The 18957-nt window shown below is 72.6% G+C and carries 14 protein-coding genes and 1 pseudogene; 9 read left to right on the top strand and 6 right to left on the bottom strand.

Annotated elements, in window-relative coordinates; all coding sequences use genetic code 11:
• Positions 1-173: 173 nt before the first annotated feature.
• From AOK22_RS09055 to AOK22_RS09045, 3 genes are all read right to left on the bottom strand, one after another.
• Positions 174-944 carry a PaaI family thioesterase gene (locus AOK22_RS09055; protein ID WP_055698083.1) on the bottom strand — a complete coding sequence of 257 codons (771 nt, stop codon included), beginning with the start codon at positions 942-944 and terminating at the stop codon, positions 174-176.
• Positions 945-1014: 70 nt separating this feature from the next.
• A complete protein-coding gene (locus AOK22_RS09050; protein ID WP_079036450.1) occupies positions 1015-2922 on the bottom strand; it encodes an ABC transporter ATP-binding protein in 1908 nt (635 codons plus the stop codon).
• Entirely contained in the window at positions 2919-4916 is a 1998-nt protein-coding gene (locus AOK22_RS09045) for an ABC transporter ATP-binding protein (protein WP_079036449.1), read from the bottom strand. Before AOK22_RS09045 ends, AOK22_RS09050 begins: the two co-directional genes overlap by 4 nt.
• A 253-nt stretch (positions 4917-5169) precedes the next feature.
• Between AOK22_RS09045 and AOK22_RS09040 the strand changes: the two genes are divergently transcribed.
• The 4 genes from AOK22_RS09040 to AOK22_RS09025 are packed head-to-tail and all read left to right on the top strand — an operon-like array spanning position 5170 to position 8776.
• A complete protein-coding gene (locus AOK22_RS09040; protein WP_055698082.1) occupies positions 5170-6072 on the top strand; it encodes an ABC transporter ATP-binding protein in 903 nt (300 codons plus the stop codon).
• Positions 6069-6848: an ABC transporter permease gene (locus AOK22_RS09035; protein WP_055698081.1), complete on the top strand. Its 780-nt coding sequence runs from the start codon at positions 6069-6071 to the stop codon at positions 6846-6848. Before AOK22_RS09040 ends, AOK22_RS09035 begins: the two co-directional genes overlap by 4 nt.
• 43 nt (positions 6849-6891) lie before the next feature.
• Positions 6892-8154 carry a sensor histidine kinase gene (locus AOK22_RS09030; protein ID WP_055698086.1) on the top strand — a complete coding sequence of 421 codons (1263 nt, stop codon included), beginning with the start codon at positions 6892-6894 and terminating at the stop codon, positions 8152-8154.
• Complete coding sequence (locus AOK22_RS09025; protein WP_055698080.1) at positions 8144-8776, top strand: response regulator; 633 nt, start codon at positions 8144-8146, stop codon at positions 8774-8776. The genes AOK22_RS09030 and AOK22_RS09025 overlap by 11 nt, the downstream gene beginning before the upstream one ends.
• Before the next feature lie 4 nt (positions 8777-8780).
• Here the strand turns inward: AOK22_RS09025 and AOK22_RS09020 are convergent, their stop codons facing one another.
• The 3 genes from AOK22_RS09020 to glgX form a co-directional block, all read right to left on the bottom strand.
• On the bottom strand, positions 8781-10151 hold the full coding sequence (locus AOK22_RS09020; RefSeq protein WP_055698079.1) for a carbohydrate-binding protein: 1371 nt from the start codon (positions 10149-10151) through the stop codon (positions 8781-8783).
• Between the two features lie 149 nt (positions 10152-10300).
• Positions 10301-11254, bottom strand: a complete 954-nt coding sequence (locus AOK22_RS09015; protein ID WP_055698078.1) for a LysR family transcriptional regulator — start codon at positions 11252-11254, stop codon at positions 10301-10303.
• 71 nt (positions 11255-11325) lie between these two features.
• Entirely contained in the window at positions 11326-13623 is a 2298-nt protein-coding gene (gene glgX / locus AOK22_RS09010) for a glycogen debranching protein GlgX (RefSeq protein ID WP_055698077.1), read from the bottom strand.
• Positions 13624-13850: 227 nt separating this feature from the next.
• Between glgX and AOK22_RS09005 the strand changes: the two genes are divergently transcribed.
• The 5 genes and pseudogenes from AOK22_RS09005 to AOK22_RS41370 all read left to right on the top strand — a co-directional run.
• A complete protein-coding gene (locus AOK22_RS09005) occupies positions 13851-14990 on the top strand; it encodes a L,D-transpeptidase (protein ID WP_079036448.1) in 1140 nt (379 codons plus the stop codon).
• A gap of 230 nt (positions 14991-15220) precedes the next feature.
• Complete coding sequence (locus tag AOK22_RS09000; RefSeq protein ID WP_079036447.1) at positions 15221-16465, top strand: L,D-transpeptidase; 1245 nt, start codon at positions 15221-15223, stop codon at positions 16463-16465.
• Between the two features lie 125 nt (positions 16466-16590).
• Positions 16591-17358 carry an enoyl-CoA hydratase/isomerase family protein gene (locus AOK22_RS08995; protein ID WP_055698075.1) on the top strand — a complete coding sequence of 256 codons (768 nt, stop codon included), beginning with the start codon at positions 16591-16593 and terminating at the stop codon, positions 17356-17358.
• 320 nt (positions 17359-17678) lie between these two features.
• Complete coding sequence (locus AOK22_RS08990; protein ID WP_055698084.1) at positions 17679-18182, top strand: ATP-binding protein; 504 nt, start codon at positions 17679-17681, stop codon at positions 18180-18182.
• Positions 18183-18763: 581 nt separating this feature from the next.
• Positions 18764-18957: pseudogene (locus AOK22_RS41370) on the top strand (hypothetical protein); the annotation flags it as partial.

The raw sequence follows: 18957 nt of genomic DNA, 5'->3' as shown, positions 1-18957 counted from the left end.
GGGTGTGTATAAGAGACAGGCCCCGGGCGGTGGGGTGCGGTGGGGCTCGTCGCGTCGCCGCGCGTGGCCGTAATCCGCCGTTCGCTCGGCGGGTGGGGTGGTCCGCGGGTGGCGCCCGCCCGGGGCTGCCGTCGTGCGCCGATGTCACGGGGCGCCGCCCCGGACCCCGCTCCTCACGCGCCGGAGGGGCTGTTCCCGCCGTCCCCGGAGGGGGCGTTCTGGGCTTGCCTCGGGTCGATCCACAGCGCCTCGCCCAGCGCGCACACCTCGCCCTTCGCGGTGGCCACCGCCACTCCCATCGTGTGCTTGCGGCCCGACTCGTGGAGCAGCCAGGCGTACGTGATGTGGGGCTCGCCCGCCGTCACCGGGCGCAGCACCCGGCCCGTCAGGGCCGCCGTCACCGCGCCCTTGCGCAGGCCGCCCAGGAGGATCCCGGCCGCGGCGGTCGGGCAGTCCAGGGCGGCCCAGACCAGGTCCGGCCGGAACACGCCGTCGGTGCCGGCGAAGGAGGCGTGCGGCACCCAGGCCGTGGCGACCAGGTCCCGCCCCGGCACCGGCATGCAGTGCTGGAGCAGTCCGCTGCCCGGCGCCCGCTTCCCGCAGCCGAAGCAGTCCACGTCCTCCTCGGCGAGCAGCGACGGCGCGGCGAGGTAGGCCTCCGCAGCGGCCGCCGCCTCGTCCCAGGTGGGGGCGTCCGGCGCGGTCAGGGCCGCGTCCGGCGCGGGCGTCGCGGTGGCCAGATCCGTGCCCGCACGGTCGGTCAGGCGCGCCCCGCCGTCCGGTTCGCCGACGAGGCGCAGGTCCTCGCCCACCGGCGTCCTGGCACGGAAGTCCACGCGTACCGTCGGCGCGGTGGCGTGTCCGGCGAGCATGCCGGCGACGTACCCGCCGAAGGCGACGCCCGGATAGCCCTGATACAGCTCGGCAACGACGAAGTCGGTCATGGGACCAGCTCACCACACGCACACGTCGGCCCGTCCATCAGCCCACCGCCCCCGCACGTCGTCCCGTCCATCAGCCCACCACGCTGTCCCGCCAGGCGCGGTGGAGATCGGCGAACGACCCCTCGCCCGCGATCAGTTCGCCGGGGCTTCCGTCCTCCACGATCCGGCCGTGCTCCATGACGAGCACCCGGTCGGCGATCTCCACCGTGGAGAGCCGGTGGGCGATCACCACGGCCGTACGGCCGCGCAGCACCGTGTCCATGGCGCGCTGCACCGCCCGTTCGCCGGGGATGTCCAGCGAACTGGTCGCCTCGTCGAGGATCAGCACCGCGGGGTCGGCGAGCAGCGCCCGCGCGAACGCCACCAACTGCCGCTGGCCCGCCGAGATCCGGCCACCGCGCTTGCGCACGTCGGTGTCGTACCCGTCGGGGAGCGAGGCGATGAAGTCATGGGCACCGATCGCCCTGGCGGCGCGCTCGACCTCCTCGCGGGTGGCGTCGGGCCGGCCGATGGCGATGTTCTCCGCGACGGTGCCGGAGAACAGGAACGCCTCCTGCGTCACCATGACGACGCCGCGCCGCAGCTCGGTGCCCGACAGCTCGCGCAGGTCGACGCCGTCCAGGAGGACACGGCCCTCGGTGGGGTCGTAGAAGCGGGCGAGCAGCTTGGCGAGCGTGGACTTGCCGGCGCCGGTGGAGCCGACCACGGCGACGGTCTGCCCGGCGGGCAGCGCCAGGTCGAAGCGGGGGAGCACCTCGCCGCCCGTGCGGTAGGCGAACCGCACGCCGTCGAAGCGGACCTCGCGGCCCGGGAGTTCGGACGCCCGCGCGGGCAGCGGGCGCGTGAGGGCCGCTGCGGGCTCGGGCACGGACGGGGTCTGGGCGAGCAGCCCCGCGATCTTCTCCAGGGAAGCGGCCGCCGACTGGTAGGAGTTGAGGAACATGCCGAGCCGGTCGATCGGGTCGTACAGCCGCCGCAGATACAGCACGGCGGCGGCGAGCACGCCGAGCGCGAGCGTGCCGTCGGCGACGCGGTGGGCGCCCCACAGCACGATGCCCGCGACGGCGGTGTTGGCGACGAGCCGCGAGCCGACCACATAGCGGGCCATCTCCAGCATCGCGTCGCCGTTGGTCCGCTCGTGCCGGCGGTTGAGCACGGCGAACTCCGCGTCGTTGGCGCGCTCCCTGCGGAAGGCCCGCACCGGCCGGATGCCGTTCATCGTCTCCGCGAACTTCACGATGACGGCGGCGATCGCGGTCGAGCGGCCGCGGTACATCGCGCCCGCGCGCCGCTGGTAGACGCGTACGAGAACGTAGAGCGGCACGAAGGACGCCACCGCGACCGCGCCGAGCCCGAGGTCCAGCCAGAGCAGCATCACCGAGATGTAGACGAAGGACAGCAGGACCGTGATCAGCTCCTGGAGGCCCTCGCTGAGCAGTTCGCGCAGCGACTCCACGTCCGTGGTGGAGCGGGAGATGATCCGGCCCGAGGTGTACCGCTCGTGGAAGTCGACGCTGAGCGCCTGCGCGTGCCGGAAGATGCGGCCGCGCAGATCGAGCAGCGCGTCCTGGTTGACGCGCGCGGAGGCGACGATGAAGGCGTACTGCAGCCCGCCCGCGGCGGCCGCGCAGAGCAGATAGCCGACGGCGACGGCGATCAGCGGGCCGTAGTCGTCGGCGCGCACGGCGGGCACGCCCCGGTCGATGGCGTACGCGACGAGCAGCGGCCCCGCCTGCACGACGGCCTGCTGCACGAGGAGCAGCACGGTCGCCAGGGCCACGCGGCGGCGCAGCGGCGAGAGCAGCGAGCGCAGCAGGGCGAGGGTCGCGCCGGGCGGCGCGGGCAACTCGTCCTTGTCGAAGGGGTCGTCGGCGGCGGCGGGGTTCTTCGGCAGGTCACCGGTGCCGCCGCCGTCCGCCTCCTCCTCGCGCCCCGGCTTCTTCGCGGTCCACGGCGTGGACGTCGACGAGGTGGTCATCGGGCAGCCTCCTCGGCGGCGTGGGCGGCGGTCCCGGTGGCCGGGCGGTGGGGTGCGGGGTGTTCCGTCCGGGCGTCCGGGTCGTCGGTCCCGGCGCCGGACATCAGCCAGGCGTACTCCGCGTTCTCCCGCAGGAGTTCGTGGTGGGTGCCGACGGCGGCGACGCGGCCGCCGGACAGCAGGGCCACGCGGTCCGCGAGCAGGACCGTGGAGGGCCGGTGCGCCACGATCAGCGCCGTGGTGTCCGCGAGGACCCGCCGCAGCGCCGCCTCCACCAGTGCCTCCGTGTGCACGTCGAGCGCGGAGAGCGGGTCGTCGAGGACCAGGAAGCGGGGGCGGCCCACCACCGCGCGGGCCAGGGCCAGGCGCTGGCGCTGGCCGCCGGACAGGCTCAGGCCCTGCTCGCCGACCTGGGTGTCGGTGCCCTGCGGCAGGCCGTGCGCGAAGCCGGCCTGCGCGACGTCGAGGGCGCGGCCGAGGGCGGCGTCGCCGGCGTCACCGGTGCTCTCCTCGGCGCCCATCAGGACGTTCTCACCGACCGTGGCGGAGAAGAGGGTGGGCTCCTCGAAGGCGACGGCCACCAGCGTGCGCAGCCGCTCGCGGTCCATCGCCGTGATGTCCTCGCCGTCCAGCGTGATGCGGCCTTCGGTGATCTCGTGCAGCCGCGGGACGAGGGCGGTGAGCGTCGTCTTGCCGCTGCCCGTCGCGCCGACCAGCGCCATCGTCTCGCCGGAGCGGATGTGGAGGTCGATGTGGTCGAGGACGGGGGGAGTGCCGGGCGAGGCGTCGGGATACCTGAACCGCACGTCGTGGAAGCGGAGTCCGGGGTCCTCGGCGGGGCGTGTCTCCGCCCCGGAGGCCCGGGGCGCGGCGACGACCGCCTGGACCTCCGCTCCCGAGGCCTCCGTCTGCGAGGCTTCCGTCTTCGAGGTCCTCGTCTCCGCCGTCTTCGTCCCCGAGGCCGCCGTCCTCTTCCCTTCCGCGCCGGCCTCCGCCGGATCCTCCGGCTCCGCGTCCATCACCTCGAAGTACCGCTCCGTCGCCGTCGCCGACTCCTGGCACATCGCCAGCAGGAAGCCGATCGACTCCACCGGCCAGCGCAGCGCGAGCGCCGTCGACAGGAAGGCGACCAGCGTGCCCGCCGACAGGCCGCCGTCGGCGACCCGCACCGTGCCGAGCACCAGCGCCGCCCCGATCGCGGCCTCCGGCAGCACCATGATCACGGCGTTGATCGCGGCGAGGATCCGCGCCTTGGCCAGCTCGGTGCCGCGCAGCGTGTGCGTCAGCTCGCGGAAGGCCCGCGCCTGGCTGCGGTGGCGCCCGAAGCCCTTGATGATGCGGATGCCGAGCACGCTCTCCTCGACCACCGTCGTCAGATCGCCGACCTGGTCCTGCGCCCGCCGCGCCACCGAGGTGAACCGGCCCTCGTAGTACGCGAGGGCGATCACCATCGGCGCCACGGGCGCGAGCAGCACCAGCCCCAGCGTGAAGTCCTGGCCGAGCAGGATGATCACGCCGACCACGATCGTCGCGCCGTTGACCAGCAGGAACGTCAGCGGGAAGGCGAGGAACATGCGCAGCAGCATCAGGTCCGTCGTGCCGCGCGAGAGCAACTGCCCCGAGGCCCACCGGTCGTGGAAGGCCACCGGGAGCCGCTGCAGATGCCGGAAGAGGTCCGCCCGCATCGACGCCTCGACGCTCGCCAGGGGCCGCGCCACCAGCCAGCGCCGCAGCCCGAAGAGCAGCGCCTCCGCGAAACCGAGCAGAAGCAGCAGGAGCGCCCCGAGCCACACCCCCTTCGTGTCGCGGTCGGCCACCGGGCCGTCCACCATCCACTTCAGTACGAGGGGGAAGACGAGCCCCGTACAGGAGGCGACGATCGCGACAAGTGCCGCGGTGATCAGGCGTGTTCGGACCGGACGTACGTAGGGCCAGAGCCTCAGCAGCGTCCGGACGGTGGACCGATCCTTGGTAGGTGCATCTGATTTCGGCATCAGGGGCGAGCCTACGGATTGCCACTGACGGAGCCCACCGAGTTTTCCGCTCCGCGAAAGCGCCCGCCGGACGGGAACACGGCCCGTCGCCGGGCGGGGACCTGCCTCTCCACCAGGCAGGGAGACGCCCCCCACCGGCCCTGTCCGCCCCTCCACGGCGCCCGGTCGTACCCCGCCATCAACCGATCGGCTGATGCGCCTTCGAGCGCGACGGACGATGTCCGCACCCCCGCCCGCCGGGGATTCTCGACACATGCCACTGATCGAAGTGCACGACATCCAGAAGGCCTACGCCGGCCGCACCGTCGTCGACGGCGTCTCCTTCGGCGTCGAGGAGGGCGAGATCTTCGGCATCCTCGGGCCCAACGGCGCCGGCAAGACCACCACCGTCGAATGCGTGGAGGGCCTGCGCGTCCCCGACGCCGGCCGCGTCCGCGTCGCCGGTCTCGACCCCGTCGCCGACCACGACCGCCTCACCCGCATCCTCGGCGCGCAGCTCCAGGAGAGCGAACTCCCCGCCAAGCTGACGGTCCGCGAGGCCCTGGAGCTGTACGCCGCGTTCTACCCGGATCCCGCCGACTGGCGGGAGCTCGCCGAGCGGCTGCGCCTGACCGACAAGCTCGACAGCCGCTTCGGCAAGCTCTCCGGCGGCCAGAAGCAGCGCCTGTTCATCGCGCTCGGCCTGGTCGGCAACCCGAAGGTCGTCGTCCTCGACGAGCTGACCACCGGCCTGGACCCGCGCGCCCGCCGTGACACCTGGGAGCTCATCGAGGACGTCCGCGACCGGGGCGTCACCGTCCTGCTGGTCACCCACTTCATGGAGGAGGCCCAGCGGCTGTGCGACCGCATCGCGGTCATCGACAAGGGCCGGGTCGCCGCCCTCGACTCACCCGCGGGCCTGATCAGCCGGGCCGCGAACTCCACCGTCATGTCCTTCACGCCGTCCGCCCCGCTGGACGAGAGCGCGCTCGCCGCGCTGCCCGCCGTCACCTCCGTGCAGCAGCGCGACGGCCGCTACACCCTCAACGGCACCGACGAGACCGTCGACGCCGCCATCACCCTGCTCGCCCGGCACCACATCACCGCCCACCAACTCCGGGTCGCCGACGCCACGTTGGACGACGCGTTCCTCGACCTGACGGGAGCCACGGCATGACCACCGCCGTCACCGCACCGCACGCCCCCGCGCGGACCAAGGCCTCCTCCGCCGTCCTGAAGGCGGAGTTCCGCCTCTTCCGCAGGGAACCCGGCGCCCTCTTCTGGATCATGGCGTTTCCCGCCCTGCTCCTGACGATCCTCGGCTCCATCCCCTCCTTCCGCGACAGCGACCCCTCGCTGGGCGGGCTGCGCCTGGTCGACGTGTACGTCCCCGTGACGGTGCTCCTCTCCCTGATCATGGCGGGCCTGCAGGCCATGCCGCCGCTCATCACCGGCTACCGCGAGCGCGGCATCCTGCGCCGCATGTCCACCACGCCGGTGCGGCCCTCCGCCGTGCTCGGCGCGCAGATGGGCCTGCACGGCGTGGCCGCCCTCGTGTCCTCCCTGCTCTCCCTGGCCGTGGGCCGCCTCGCCTTCGACGTGGCCCTGCCGCGCCAGGCCTTCGGCTACGTCCTCGCGCTGGTCCTCGCCATCCTGTGCGGGCTCGCCCTCGGTGCCCTGGTCTCCGCGCTCGCGCCCACCACGAAGGCCGCGACCGCCATCGGCTCCGCCGTCTTCTTCCCGTCGATGTTCAGCGCGGGCGTCTGGCTGCCCGTGCAGGCGATGCCCGACGCGCTCGCCCGCGTCGTGGAGGTCACCCCGCTCGGCGCCGCCGCGCAGGCCCTGGGCGACGCGGCGGCCGGCGACTGGCCCGGCTGGACGCACCTGGGCGTGCTCGTGGCGTGGACCGTGCTCCTGTCGGCCGGGGCCGCGCGCTGGTTCCGGTGGGAGTGAGCGGCGGGCGCGGCGGCCCATGGCCGACACTGGGACGGTGAACATGAGTGCGATCGACGCCGTCGCCGCCATCGAGCGGCGCTGGACCGTCTTCCACCGCTGGGGCCCCTACGCCCTCCTCGGCTTCAGCGTCGTCATGGGCATCGCCACCGGCGACGTCGTCGGCATGGACCGCGGGGCCTGGGTCCTGTCCTGGACCCTGATCGCCGCGGCCGTGGTCCTCCAGCTGTGGTGGGGCGCCCTCGCCCCCGCCCGGCCCGACCCCTCGGCCGCGGGCACCCTCTACTACGTCCTGCGCTGGGCGATCGCCTTCGTCCTCACCTGGATCAACCCGTTCTTCGCGTTCTACGCCGTCGTCGGCTACTTCGGCGCCGAGCGGCTGGTGCCCCCGCGCCTGGTCAAGCCCGCCCTGTTCGCCACCGCGATCACCATGTCGGGCTCCCAGTCCGGCGGCCTGCCGCCCGACGGCCAGCTCGGCTGGAGCGTCTTCGGCGGACTGATCGCCGTGAACGTCGCCCTGCTCAGCGTCTTCGCGCACCTCGCCGCCCAGGAGGACGAGCGCGCCCGCGCCCAGGCGCTCACCATCGCCGAACTGGAGCGCACCAACACCGCGCTCCAGGAGGCCCTCGACGAGAACGCCGCGCTGCACTCCCAGCTCCTCGTCCAGGCGCGGGAGGCCGGCGTCGCCGACGAGCGCCGCCGCCTCGCCGCCGAGATCCACGACACCATCGCCCAGGGCCTGACCGGGATCATCGCCCAGCTCCAGGTCGTCGCGGGCACCGAGGACCGGGAGCTGGCCGACGAACACCTCGGCCGCGCCGCGGCGCTCGCCCGGCACAGCCTGGGCGAGGCCCGCCGCTCCGTGCACAACCTCGCCCCGACGGACCTGGAGCACGACACGCTCCCCGGCGCGCTGAAGAAGACCGTCGCCGCCTGGGCCGAACGCACCGGAGTCCGCGCCGACTTCACGCTCACCGGCACCGCCGAGCCCCTCCACGACGAGATCGCCGCGACCCTCCTGCGCATCGTCCAGGAGGCCCTGTCCAACACCGCACGGCACGCGGACGCCACCCGCCTCGGCGTCACCCTGTCCTTCATGGGCGACGAGGTCACCCTGGACGTGCGCGACGACGGCCGCGGCTTCGCACCGCACGCCCTGCCCGCCCGCTCCGGCACCGGCGGCTTCGGCCTGGGCGGCATGCGCGCCCGCGCCGAGCGCATCGCGGGCTCCCTCACCGTGGAGTCGGAACCGGGCGGCGGGACCGCGGTGTCTGCTCGCGTACCGTTGGTGCGCCATGAGCCCTGAAGCGATCACCCTCATCGTCGTGGACGACCACCCCGTCGTCCGCGACGGCCTGCGCGGCATGTTCCAGTCCGACCCCGGCTTCCGGGTGCTCGGCGAGGCGTCGAACGGCGTCGAGGCGGTCGCGCTGGCCGCCGAACTCGACCCCGACGTCGTCCTGATGGACCTGCGCATGCCCGGCGGTGGCGGCGTCGACGCGATCGCCGAGCTCACCCGCCGCGGGGCCCGCGCCCGCGTCCTGGTCCTCACCACGTACGACACGGACTCCGACACGCTGCCCGCCATCGAGGCGGGCGCCACCGGCTATCTCCTCAAGGACGCCCCGCGCGACGAGCTGTTCACCGCGGTGCGCGCCGCCGCCGAGGGCCGCACCGTCCTCTCGCCCGCCGTCGCCTCCCGCCTCGTCTCACGCGTGCGCGCCCCCGGCAACGAGCCGCTGAGCACCCGGGAAAGGGAAGTGCTCGCGCTCGTCGCCAAGGGCACGTCGAACCGTGCGATCGCCGCCGAACTCTTCATCAGCGAGGCCACGGTCAAGACCCATCTCACCCACATCTACGGCAAGCTGGGCGTCAACGACCGTGCCGCGGCCGTCGCGACGGCGTACGGCCGCGGCATCCTCGGCTGACCGGCTACGCCTGCTGCCAGAGCGCCGGCGTGTTCGGCGGCTCCCAGCCCGGCTGCGCCTGGTGCGGCTGCAGGCAGCGGTAGGTCGAGCCGCCATAGGTGACCGTGTCGCCCGCCGCGTACACCGTGCCCGCGGACCAGGTGCCGCCCGGCTCACCGGGGTCCGGGTCGCCGCCGCCCCCCGTCGTCTTCAGCGTCAGGCCGTACTGCTGGAGCAGCGGATTGATCGGCTGGTGGAAGGTCTCGCCGCCGCTGGAGCAGTTGCCCGAGCCGCCCGAGGTGACCCCCTGCGCCTGGCTCCCGGAGATGTAGGAGCCGCCCGAGTCGCCCGGCTCGGCGCAGACCGTCGTCCTGGTCACGCCGCTGATGGTGCCCTCGGGGTAGGTGACGCTGGTGTTGTGCTGCGAGATCGTCCCGCAGTGCCACCCCGTAGTGGAGCCGGACCGGCAGATCGACGCACCCACCGGGGACTGCGTGGAGCCCCCGACGCCGATCCGCTGGCCGCCCTGGCCCTTCACGTACGGGGTGGCGGTCCACTGGGAGTTGGTGGCGACCCAGGCCATGTCCCTGCCAGGGAAGACGGAAGCCTGGAACGTGCCCTGGGCCACCTGGTTGTAGCCGCTCGTCGCGGTGCCCGCGCGCCCGCAGTGGCCCGCCGTCGCGAAGCCCTGCTGGGTGCCCTTGGTGACGGGGAAGCCGATCGAGCAGCGGCCGCCGCCCATGTAGTACGCCTCGCCGCCCACGAGGTCGTAGAAGGGGCGCGGCCGTTCCTTGGCCTTCGCCACGCGGACGAGGGAGGAGTCCACGCCCGCCGCCGCGACGAGACGGTCGGCGGCGGAGGCCTCGACGGCCCGCACCACGACCGCGTTGGAGCGCACGTCGACGTACCAGACGGGCGCGTCCCGCGTCGCCGTCCCCTCGGCCGCCCGGTCCAGCTTCGCCTTCGCGGCGTCCAGCTGGCCGGTGGTGTGGCGCACGACCTTCGCCCGGGCGCCCCGCGCCTCGATCGCGGGGACCTCGGAGGCGTCGGTGGTGGCCACGGTGAGCCGGTCGGAGGTGGTGCCGTGCACCCAGGCGCCGGCGAACGTGCCGCCGAGCGCCTGGTGCAGCGAGCCCGCGACGGCGCCGGCCTCGGCCTCGTTGACCAGACGGGCCTTGGCCTGCGCCGACGTGAGGCCGAGGTCGCGCTGCATGGCCTGCAAGACTCCGGGAGAGGTCTTGGAGACGGCGGCGCTCTCGGCGGGGGAGAGGGACGGGGAGGCGGAGGGGTCGGTCTGTGCCGACGCGGTGCCGGACAGACCGGCGAGGACCAGCGCACCGGCCGCGGCGAACGCGGCACACGCCGCGGTGACGCGTCTGTGGTGGGTGGGGAGCATGCGAGGTCTCCTCGGTGTACCAGGGACGAGCGGGGATCGCCCACACCGTAGAAGCCTCAACTGCCCCTCAGAAGCTGTCAGTCGACCCCGGTACACGGCGTTATGGAAGCCGGACCGGCGCATTCCGGTGCGCCCGCCGCCGACACGTGTCAGGACTGCGGCGGCGACGGTTCGGCGAGCCAGGCCGTGTAGCTCTCGCTGCGGGCCGCGGCCTCCGCGTGCGCGGCGCGCGCCTGGGCGAACACCGTCGCCGCCGTGTCGTGCGCGGGGGCCGCCGGATGCCAGCCCAGCAGATGCCGCCAGTACAGCGGCGCCCCCGTGAGCGGCCGGGTCACCAGTCCCGGCGTCGGCGGGAACGTCGCCCGGCACAGCCCCACCGCCCGCCCCACCTGCACCAGATGCACGCACGAGGCGACATCCGTCTCGTACACGCGCGTCGGCGTGAACCCGGCGCGGGCGCACGCCGCGCTGAAGCAGTCCGCGAAGCAGCCGTCGCCCGGCACGTCCGTCCACGCCTCGCCCGCGAGCAGCGCCAGGTCGATCTCCTGGTGGCCCGCCAGCGGATGACCGTCGGGCAGCATGACGAAGACCGGGTCACGGGCCACCTCGCGCCACACCAGGAGCTCGTTCTCCGGCGGCCGGCTCGCCCCGCACGTGCCGACCAGCGCGAAGTCCAGGCGCCCGTCCGCCGTGCGCGCCGCGATCTCCCGCTCCGACCACGAGGTGTGCGTGGTCACCGGCACCCCCGGGTGCGCGGCGGCCAGCCGGTCCACCAGGGCGCCGAGCAGCGGCCCGTGGATGCCGCCGAGCCGGAACCCGGCCCCGCCCTCCCACGCCTGCGCGAACCGCTGCGCCTCCTCCTTCAGCCCGCTGACCGCGGGCAGCACGACGCGGGCCCGCGCCAGCACGAACTCCCCGAGCGCGGTGGCCCGCACCCCGTGCCGCCCCCGCTCGAAGAGCTCCCCTCCCAGGGCACGCTCGATCCGCTTCAACTGCGCGCTCAGCGCGGGCTGGGCGAGCCCGAGCGCCGTGGCGGCCTTGGTCAGGCTGCCCGCCTCGGCGATCGCCCGGATCGTCTTCAGGTGCCGCAACTCCAGGTCCATAAGGTGAGCTTGGGGCGCCCCCAGGTCCGGGGCAAGAGTCAGGTCCGGACCTGAGGCGATCGGCGCCCCCGTCAGCCGTCGGCCACCCGCAGCAGCAGCACGGACCGCGCCCCCACCGTCACCGCGCCCCCGGCCCGGTGCACGGTGGGCGGTGGCGTCGCCTGGTCCTCCAGGGCCGTGTCCACGACGACCTCGTACGCGTCGGCCCACGGCGGGCCCGGCAGCACGAAGTCCACCGGGCGGTCCGCCGCGTGCAGGACCGCGAGGAAGCTGTCGTCGACGATCTGCGCGCCCCGCGCGTCCCGGCCCGGGATGTCGCGCCCCGACAGATACATGCCGAGCGTCGCCGCGGGCGCGTACCAGTCCGGCTCCGTCATCTCCGTGCCGCGCGGCGTGAACCACGCCAGATCCCGCAGCCCGTCCGCCGAGTGCGCCCGGCCCGAGAAGAACGCCCGACGCCGGAGCACCGGATGACGGTGCCTCAGCTCGATCAGGCGGGCCGTGAGCGCGAACAGCTCCCGCCACCCCGGCTCGTCCCTGAGACCCCAGTCGACCCAGCTGATCTCGTTGTCCTGGCAGTACGCGTTGTTGGAACCGCGCTGCGTGCGCCCCATCTCGTCGCCCGCGACCAGCATCGGCACCCCGGTGGACAGCAGCAGCGTCGTCACCAGGTTGCGCAGCTGGCGCCGCCGCAGCGCCGTGACCTCCTCGTCGTCGCTCTCGCCCTCCGCGCCGCAGTTCCACGAGCGGTTGTCGTCCGAGCCGTCCCGGTTGCCCTCGCCGTTGGCCTCGTTGTGCTTGCGCTCGTAACTCACCAGGTCCCGCAGCGTGAAACCGTCGTGCGCCGTCACGAAGTTCACCGACGCGTACGGCCTGCGCCCGCCCCACGCGTACAGATCGCTCGACCCCGAGAGCCGGTACCCCAGATCCCGTACGTCCGGCAGCGCGCCCCGCCAGAAGTCCCGCACCGCACCCCGGTAGCGGTCGTTCCACTCCGTCCACAGCGGCGGGAACGCCCCCACCTGGTACCCCCCCGACCCCACGTCCCACGGCTCGGCGATCAGCTTCACGCGCCGCAGCACCGGATCCTGCGCGATCACCGCGAGGAACGGCGACAGCATGTCGACGTCGTGGAAGGAGCGCGCGAGCGCCGCCGCCAGATCGAAGCGGAAGCCGTCCACTCCCATCTCCGTCACCCAGTACCGCAGCGAGTCCGTGATCAGGCGCAGCACGTGCGGCTGCACGACCTGCAGTGTGTTCCCGCAGCCCGTGTAGTCCGCGTACCGCCGCGCGTCGTTGTCCCGGAGCCGGTAGTAGCCGCGGTTGTCGATGCCCTTCAGGGACAGCATCGGGCCCAACTCGCCCGCTTCCGCGGTGTGGTTGTAGACCACGTCGAGGATCACCTCGATGCCCGCCTCGTGCAGCGCCCGCACCATCCGCCGGAACTCGCCCACCTGCTGGCCCGTCGTCCCGGACGCCGCGTACGCCGCGTGCGGGGCGAAGTAGCCGATCGAGTTGTAGCCCCAGTAGTTGCGCAGGCCCCGGCGCAGCAGATGGTCCTCGTGCGCGAACTGGTGCACCGGCAAGAGCTCGACGGCCGTCACCCCGAGCCGTACGAGATGCTCGACCGCCGCCGGATGGGCCAGGCCCGCGTACGTGCCGCGCAGTTCCTCAGGGATCCCCGGATGCAGCTTCGTGAAGCCGCGCACGTGCAGTTCGTAGATGACCGAGTCCGCCCACGGCGTCTTGGGGCGCCGGTCGTCGCTCCACTCGTCGTCCGGCGCGTCGTCGTGCACGACCACGCCCTTGGGGACGTACGGCGCCGAGTCCCGGTCGTCGCGCACGGTGTCCGCCACCTGCTGCTGGGGCCAGTCGCGCACATGTCCGTACACCTCGGCGGGCAGCCGGCCGTAGTCGTTGCCCGGACCGCCGTCCACCGCACGCGCGTACGGATCGAGGAGCAGCTTCGCCGGGTTCCACCGGGCGCCCGTCCATGGGTCCCAGCGGCCGTGCACCCGGTATCCGTACCGCTGCCCGGGGCGCACACCCGGCACGAAACCGTGCCAGATCTCATGCGTCAGCTCGGTCAGCGGACAGCGCGTCTCCACCCCCTCCGCGTCGAACAGACAGAGCTCGACCGCCTCCGCACCGCCCGCCCACAGCGCGAAGTTGGTGCCCGCCACACCGTCGGGGCCCACCCGGAAGCGGGCCCCCAGCGGCGTCGGCGCCCCCGGCCACACCGGCCGCGCCGGCCCCCCGCGGGGCGTGGCCCGCCTGGTTCCGTTCACCGTGGGGACAAGGCGTCCGGACGCGCTCCGGCCCCTCGTCCGCGCCTGCTGCACTGCCCCTTGCTCGGGTGCGCTCGACACCTGTCAGCCTCCCGCGGCTCCGTCGGTCGACGCGCGAAGAAGGGCGTACGGCGTCCCGGCCGCGGCTCCCCACACGTCGTCCTCACTGAGTGTTCTGCCCACCGGGTGCCTCGCACTCACGTTTCCCCAAGCGGGGGACGGTCGTTGGGACCCACGTGAGACAGGTTGCGAGGCGCGCACGGCGCGCAGGGGCCGCGCTGGCCGCCGTACTGACATGGGCAGGCCTCATGGCCGGGGCGGCGGGATGCTCCGCCGGCGGACTCGACGGATTCCTCGGGAAGCCGCGGTCGCCCGCGGACGCGATCCGGGTGTCGCCCGCCGACGACAGCAAGGGCGTCAAGGCGGACGAACGCCTTCAGGTGAAGGTCCCCGACGGCCGTCTGGAGTCGGTGAAGGTCGTCCGGACGCAGGACGCGCAGCAGTTCGAGGTGCCGGGCCGCATCGACGAGGACGGCATGTCCTGGCGGCCCCTGGACGAGGGCCCCCTCGCGCTCGCCGCCACGTACAAGGTCGACGCCGTCGCCCTGGACGGCCACGGCCGCCGCTCCGCCCGGCACACCACCTTCCGTACGTACGTCCCCGACGAGCGCTTCATCGGCTACGTGACGCCGGAGAACCGCGCCACGGTCGGCACCGGCATGATCGTCTCCCTGGAGTTCAACCGGGAGATCGAGAACCGCGCGGCCGTCCAGCGCGCCATCCACGTCACCGCGCACCCGGACGTCGAGATCCGCCCGCACTGGTTCGGCAAGACCCGCGTCGACTTCCGCCCCGAGAAGTACTGGAAGCCCGGCACCAAGGTCACCGTCGGCCTGCGCCTGCGCGACGTGCAGGCCGCCCCCGGCGTCTACGGCCTGCAGGACAAGAGCTTCACGTTCACCGTCGGCCGCCACCAGGAGTCCCTGGTCGACGCCGCCGCGCACACCATGGAGGTGCGCCGCGACGGGGAGCTGATCTCCACCGTGCCGATCACCGCCGGCGCCCCCAAGACCACCACGTACAACGGAAAGATGGTGGTCACCGAGATGCTGGAGGTGACGCGCATGAACAGCCGCACCGTCGGCTTCGGCGGCGAGTACGACATCCCCGACGTGCCGCACGCCATGCGCCTGACGACCTCCGGCACCTTCCTGCACGGCAACTACTGGTCGCCGGACGCCCCTGGCAATACGAATGTCAGCCATGGGTGCGTGGGCCTGCGCGATGTGAAGGGCGGCAGCTCACAGACTCCCGCGGGCTGGTTCTTCGACCGGAGCCTCATCGGGGACGTCGTCGAGGTGGTCAACAGCGATGACAAGAAAGTCGCTCCTGACAACGGGCTCGGCGGCTGGAACATGGAATGGAAGGACTGGGTCAAGAACGGCTGATCCCCCAGGAGATCGCCAGGTGATCGGCGGGTGATCCCCCGGTGATCGGCCGATGACCACCAGGTGATCATGGTCTGCCCGCACCCCCGGGGCAGTTGGGACTGAACGGTGACATTGGCGAGGAGTCATCGCCCGGTGCCGTGTGGTTATCTATCGCTTGCGCGTGTCCGAAACGCGCAGGTGCACTGGGGTGCGGGCCTGGACCAGGCCGTGCGAGGGGAGACGACATCTTGAACGGGCGACCGATACCGGGGACGTCGGTTGGCGCGCGTCGGCGCGCGGGGCGCGGCGGGGCGAGGAACAGGGCGGCGGCGGTGGCGTCGGGGGCGGCGCTCCTGTTCGTCGCGGCGTGCGGCGGGGGAGGCGGCTCGGACGCGGGCGGCGACGGCAAGGACGAGGCCGACAAGAACGCCCCCTCGGCGGCGGTGGTGACGATAGCCCCCAAGGACGGCGCGGACGCGGTCGCCACCAGCGGCGCACTGAAGATATCCGCCGACAAGGGCAAGCTGTCCGAGGTCAAGGTCGAGGACAGCAAGGGAAACCCCGTCCCCGGCAAGATCACCTCGGGCGGCACCAGCTGGGCGCCCGCGCACCACCTCGCGTCCGCCACGAAGTACAAGGTCCACGCGGTGGCCAAGGACTCCGAGGGCCGCGCCTCCGCCAAGGACACCGCCTTCACGACGCTGACCCCGAAGAACACCTTCATCGGCCAGTTCAACCCGGAGGACGGTTCGAAGGTCGGCGTCGGGATGCCGTTCTCGGTCCACTTCACGCGCGGCATCACCGACCCGGAGGCCGTCGAGAAGGCCATCGAGATCAAGACCGAGCCGTCCGTGCCGGTCGAGGGCCACTGGTTCGGCAACGACCGCCTGGACTTCCGCCCCGAGGAGTACTGGAAGGCCGGCACGAAGGTCACCGTCAAGCTCAACCTCGACGGCGTCGAGGGCCGCCCGGGGGTCTACGGCAAGCAGAACAAGACCCTGGACTTCACCATCGGCCGCAGCCAGGTCTCCACCGTCGACGCCAAGACGCACCAGATGAAGGTCGTCCGCGACGGCAAGCAGATCAAGAAGATCCCGATCACGGCGGGCGCCCCCGGCACCACGACGTACAACGGCGAGATGGTCATCAGCGAGAAGCTCAAGGTGACCCGGATGAACGGCGACACCGTCGGCTTCGGCGGCGAGTACGACATCAAGGACGTCCCGCACGCGATGCGCCTGTCCACCTCCGGCACGTTCATCCACGGCAACTACTGGTCGGGCGGCGCCTTCGGCAACACCAACGCCAGCCACGGCTGCATAGGCCTGAGCGACGTACGCGGCGGCTACAGCAAGAAGACGCCCGCGGGCTGGTTCTTCGAGAACTCGATGATCGGCGACCTGGTCGTCGTGAAGAACTCCGCCGACAAGAAGATCCAGCCGGAGAACGGCTACAACGGCTGGAACATGTCGTGGGAGAAGTGGAAGGCCTGACCGCCCCGGCCGCCCGCTGAGGGCGTGCCCACGGGCTCGTCGAACGGTCCGTCCCGCAGGGGCCCGGCGCACTGTGACCAAGTGCACCGGGCCCCTCGGCGTTAACCCCCGCTAACGTGCCTGTCATGACTGCACACCTCGAAGTCGACGAAGGCGTCGGCACGATCCGACTCGACCGTCCCCCGATGAACGCCCTGGACATCGCCACCCAGGACCGCCTCAAGGAACTGGCCGCCGAGGCCACCCGCCGCGACGACGTGCGGGCCGTGGTGATCCACGGCGGCGAGAAGGTGTTCGCGGCCGGCGCGGACATCAAGGAGATGCAGGTGATGGACCACGCGGCGATGATCGCGCGCTCCGGGGCCCTCCAGGACTCCTTCACCGCGATCGCCCGCATCCCCAAGCCCGTCGTCGCCGCCGTCAACGGCTACGCCCTGGGCGGCGGTTGCGAGCTGGCGCTCTGCGCGGACTTCCGCATCGCCGCCGACAACGCCAAGCTCGGCCAGCCCGAGATCCTGCTCGGCCTGATCCCCGGCGCGGGCGGCACCCAGCGCCTGTCCCGGCTGATCGGCCCGTCCAAGGCCAAGGACCTCATCTTCACCGGGCGTCAGGTCAAGGCCGACGAGGCGCTCGCCATCGGCCTGGTGGACCGCGTCGTGCCGGCCGCCGAGGTGTACGAGCAGGCGCACGCGTGGGCCGCGCGGCTCGCGCAGGGCCCGGCCATCGCGCTGCGCGCCGCCAAGGAGTCGATCGACGCGGGGCTCCAGACCGACCTCGACACCGGGCTCGCCATCGAGCGCACGTGGTTCGCGGGTCTGTTCGCCACCGAGGACCGCGAGCGGGGCATGCGGAGCTTCGTCGAGGAGGGTCCGGGCAAGGCGAAGTTCCTCTGAGCCGTCCTCCCCGGGGCCCTTTTCGGCCTTGTTCGGGATCGGGCGAACTTCCGTCTCCGGATGCCCAGTTGAAGGGGCGTCAGTCCTGGTGTCCCCCGAAGGAGCGGATTGTCGCCGACTTAAAGGAACCTTAAGGCTACCCGGTTCCCGTCGGTGGGTGATCGCCTGTAAGCGGATGGTCATCGCAGGTCAGAGCCTCTTTTCGGGCTTATTTCTGCCACTGGCATATGACAAACCAGCCCCCCGGAATGGATGGTTCCGGGGGGCTCATTCCTGGGGAACGCCCCCGGAGAGCGCTCTGGGCGGCCATGATGGAGGGCATGGCGGGGCTGGAGGGTGACGAACGGCCGCGGCGACACGGAAGTGCGACCGCGGCGCGCTGGTCGCCGGCGGTAGAGGACGAACACGCGCTCAAGGCGCTCGAGTTGTTCGGGAATCCGACGGACGCGGAGGTTCCGCTGCCGTCGCGCCCGGAGTCCGCGGCCATCGCGCGCCGGCTCGCGCAAGTCGTCGTCCTGCGCCACTGGGGGCTCTCTCCGAAGCTCACCGAGGACGTCGTCCTGCTCGTCTCCGAACTCGTGGGGAACGCCGTGCGGCACACCGGCGCCCGCGTCTTCGGTCTGCGGATGCAACGGCGGCGCGGTTGGATCCGCGTCGAGGTGCGCGACCCCTCGCGCGGGCTGCCCTGCCTGATGCCCGTCCACGAGATGGACCTGAGCGGCCGCGGCCTCTTCCTCGTCGACAAGCTCTCCGACCGGTGGGGCGTGGACCTGCTGCCGCGCGGCAAGACGACGTGGTTCGAGATGAGGGTGTCCGACCGCTGACTCCGGGTTCCCGGATCCGCTCCGCGTACACGAAAGCCCCCGGCGGGCCGAGGTGCGGCGCGAGGGGGCTTTCGTGAAGCGCCGCGGACGTTTGGGGTGTATCCGCGACAGCTGATGACGACCTGAGCCCGGGTCAATGGGGGTCGTGTCCCCGACTATGGCAGACGGGGGTCAGCGATCCAAAAGTCCTTATTGGGGCATAGTCGGGCAAACAGTGACAGTTTAGAGGTGAATCCTTGGTGAGATGGGACACCTGCCTGGTAAACGCTGGTTAAGCGGAGGATGTGACACGCGATAAGCAAGGCTTGGGGGCCCGGGGGAGGGGCGGGGATGCCGGACGCGCGAGGCCCTGAATCGGGTCAATCGACCTGATTCTGCTTATTCACGGATTAAATGGCCGGGTGACGGAGCATGTGACGGAACGCGCGACGGGGCCCGCCAGGGAACACGCGACGGGGCCCACCAGGGGACACGCGACGGAACAGGCGAGGGGACCTGCGGCGGCGCCTGAGAGGGAATCCGCGGCGGAGCGCGCGAAGGCCCCCGCGAAGGAGCCCGAGAAGGGCCCCGCGGCGGAGCCCATGAAGGACTGCGCGACGGCCTCCGCGACGGCCTCCGGGAAGGACTCCGCGAAGGACCCCGCGCCGCGGCCCCGCCCGCTCGGCCGCCGGCGCATCCTGCGCGCCGGAGCGACCACCCTCGCCGCCGCGGGCACCGGCACCGCCCTCCTCGGCACCCTCGCCACCGGCTGCGCCACCGACACCCCCGCCACTCC

The organism is Streptomyces silaceus (assembly GCF_001419745.1).
GTDB lineage: Bacteria > Actinomycetota > Actinomycetes > Streptomycetales > Streptomycetaceae > Streptomyces > Streptomyces silaceus.
Note: the sequence above shows the minus strand (reverse complement) of the source record. Positions and strands in the feature narration are given on the sequence as shown.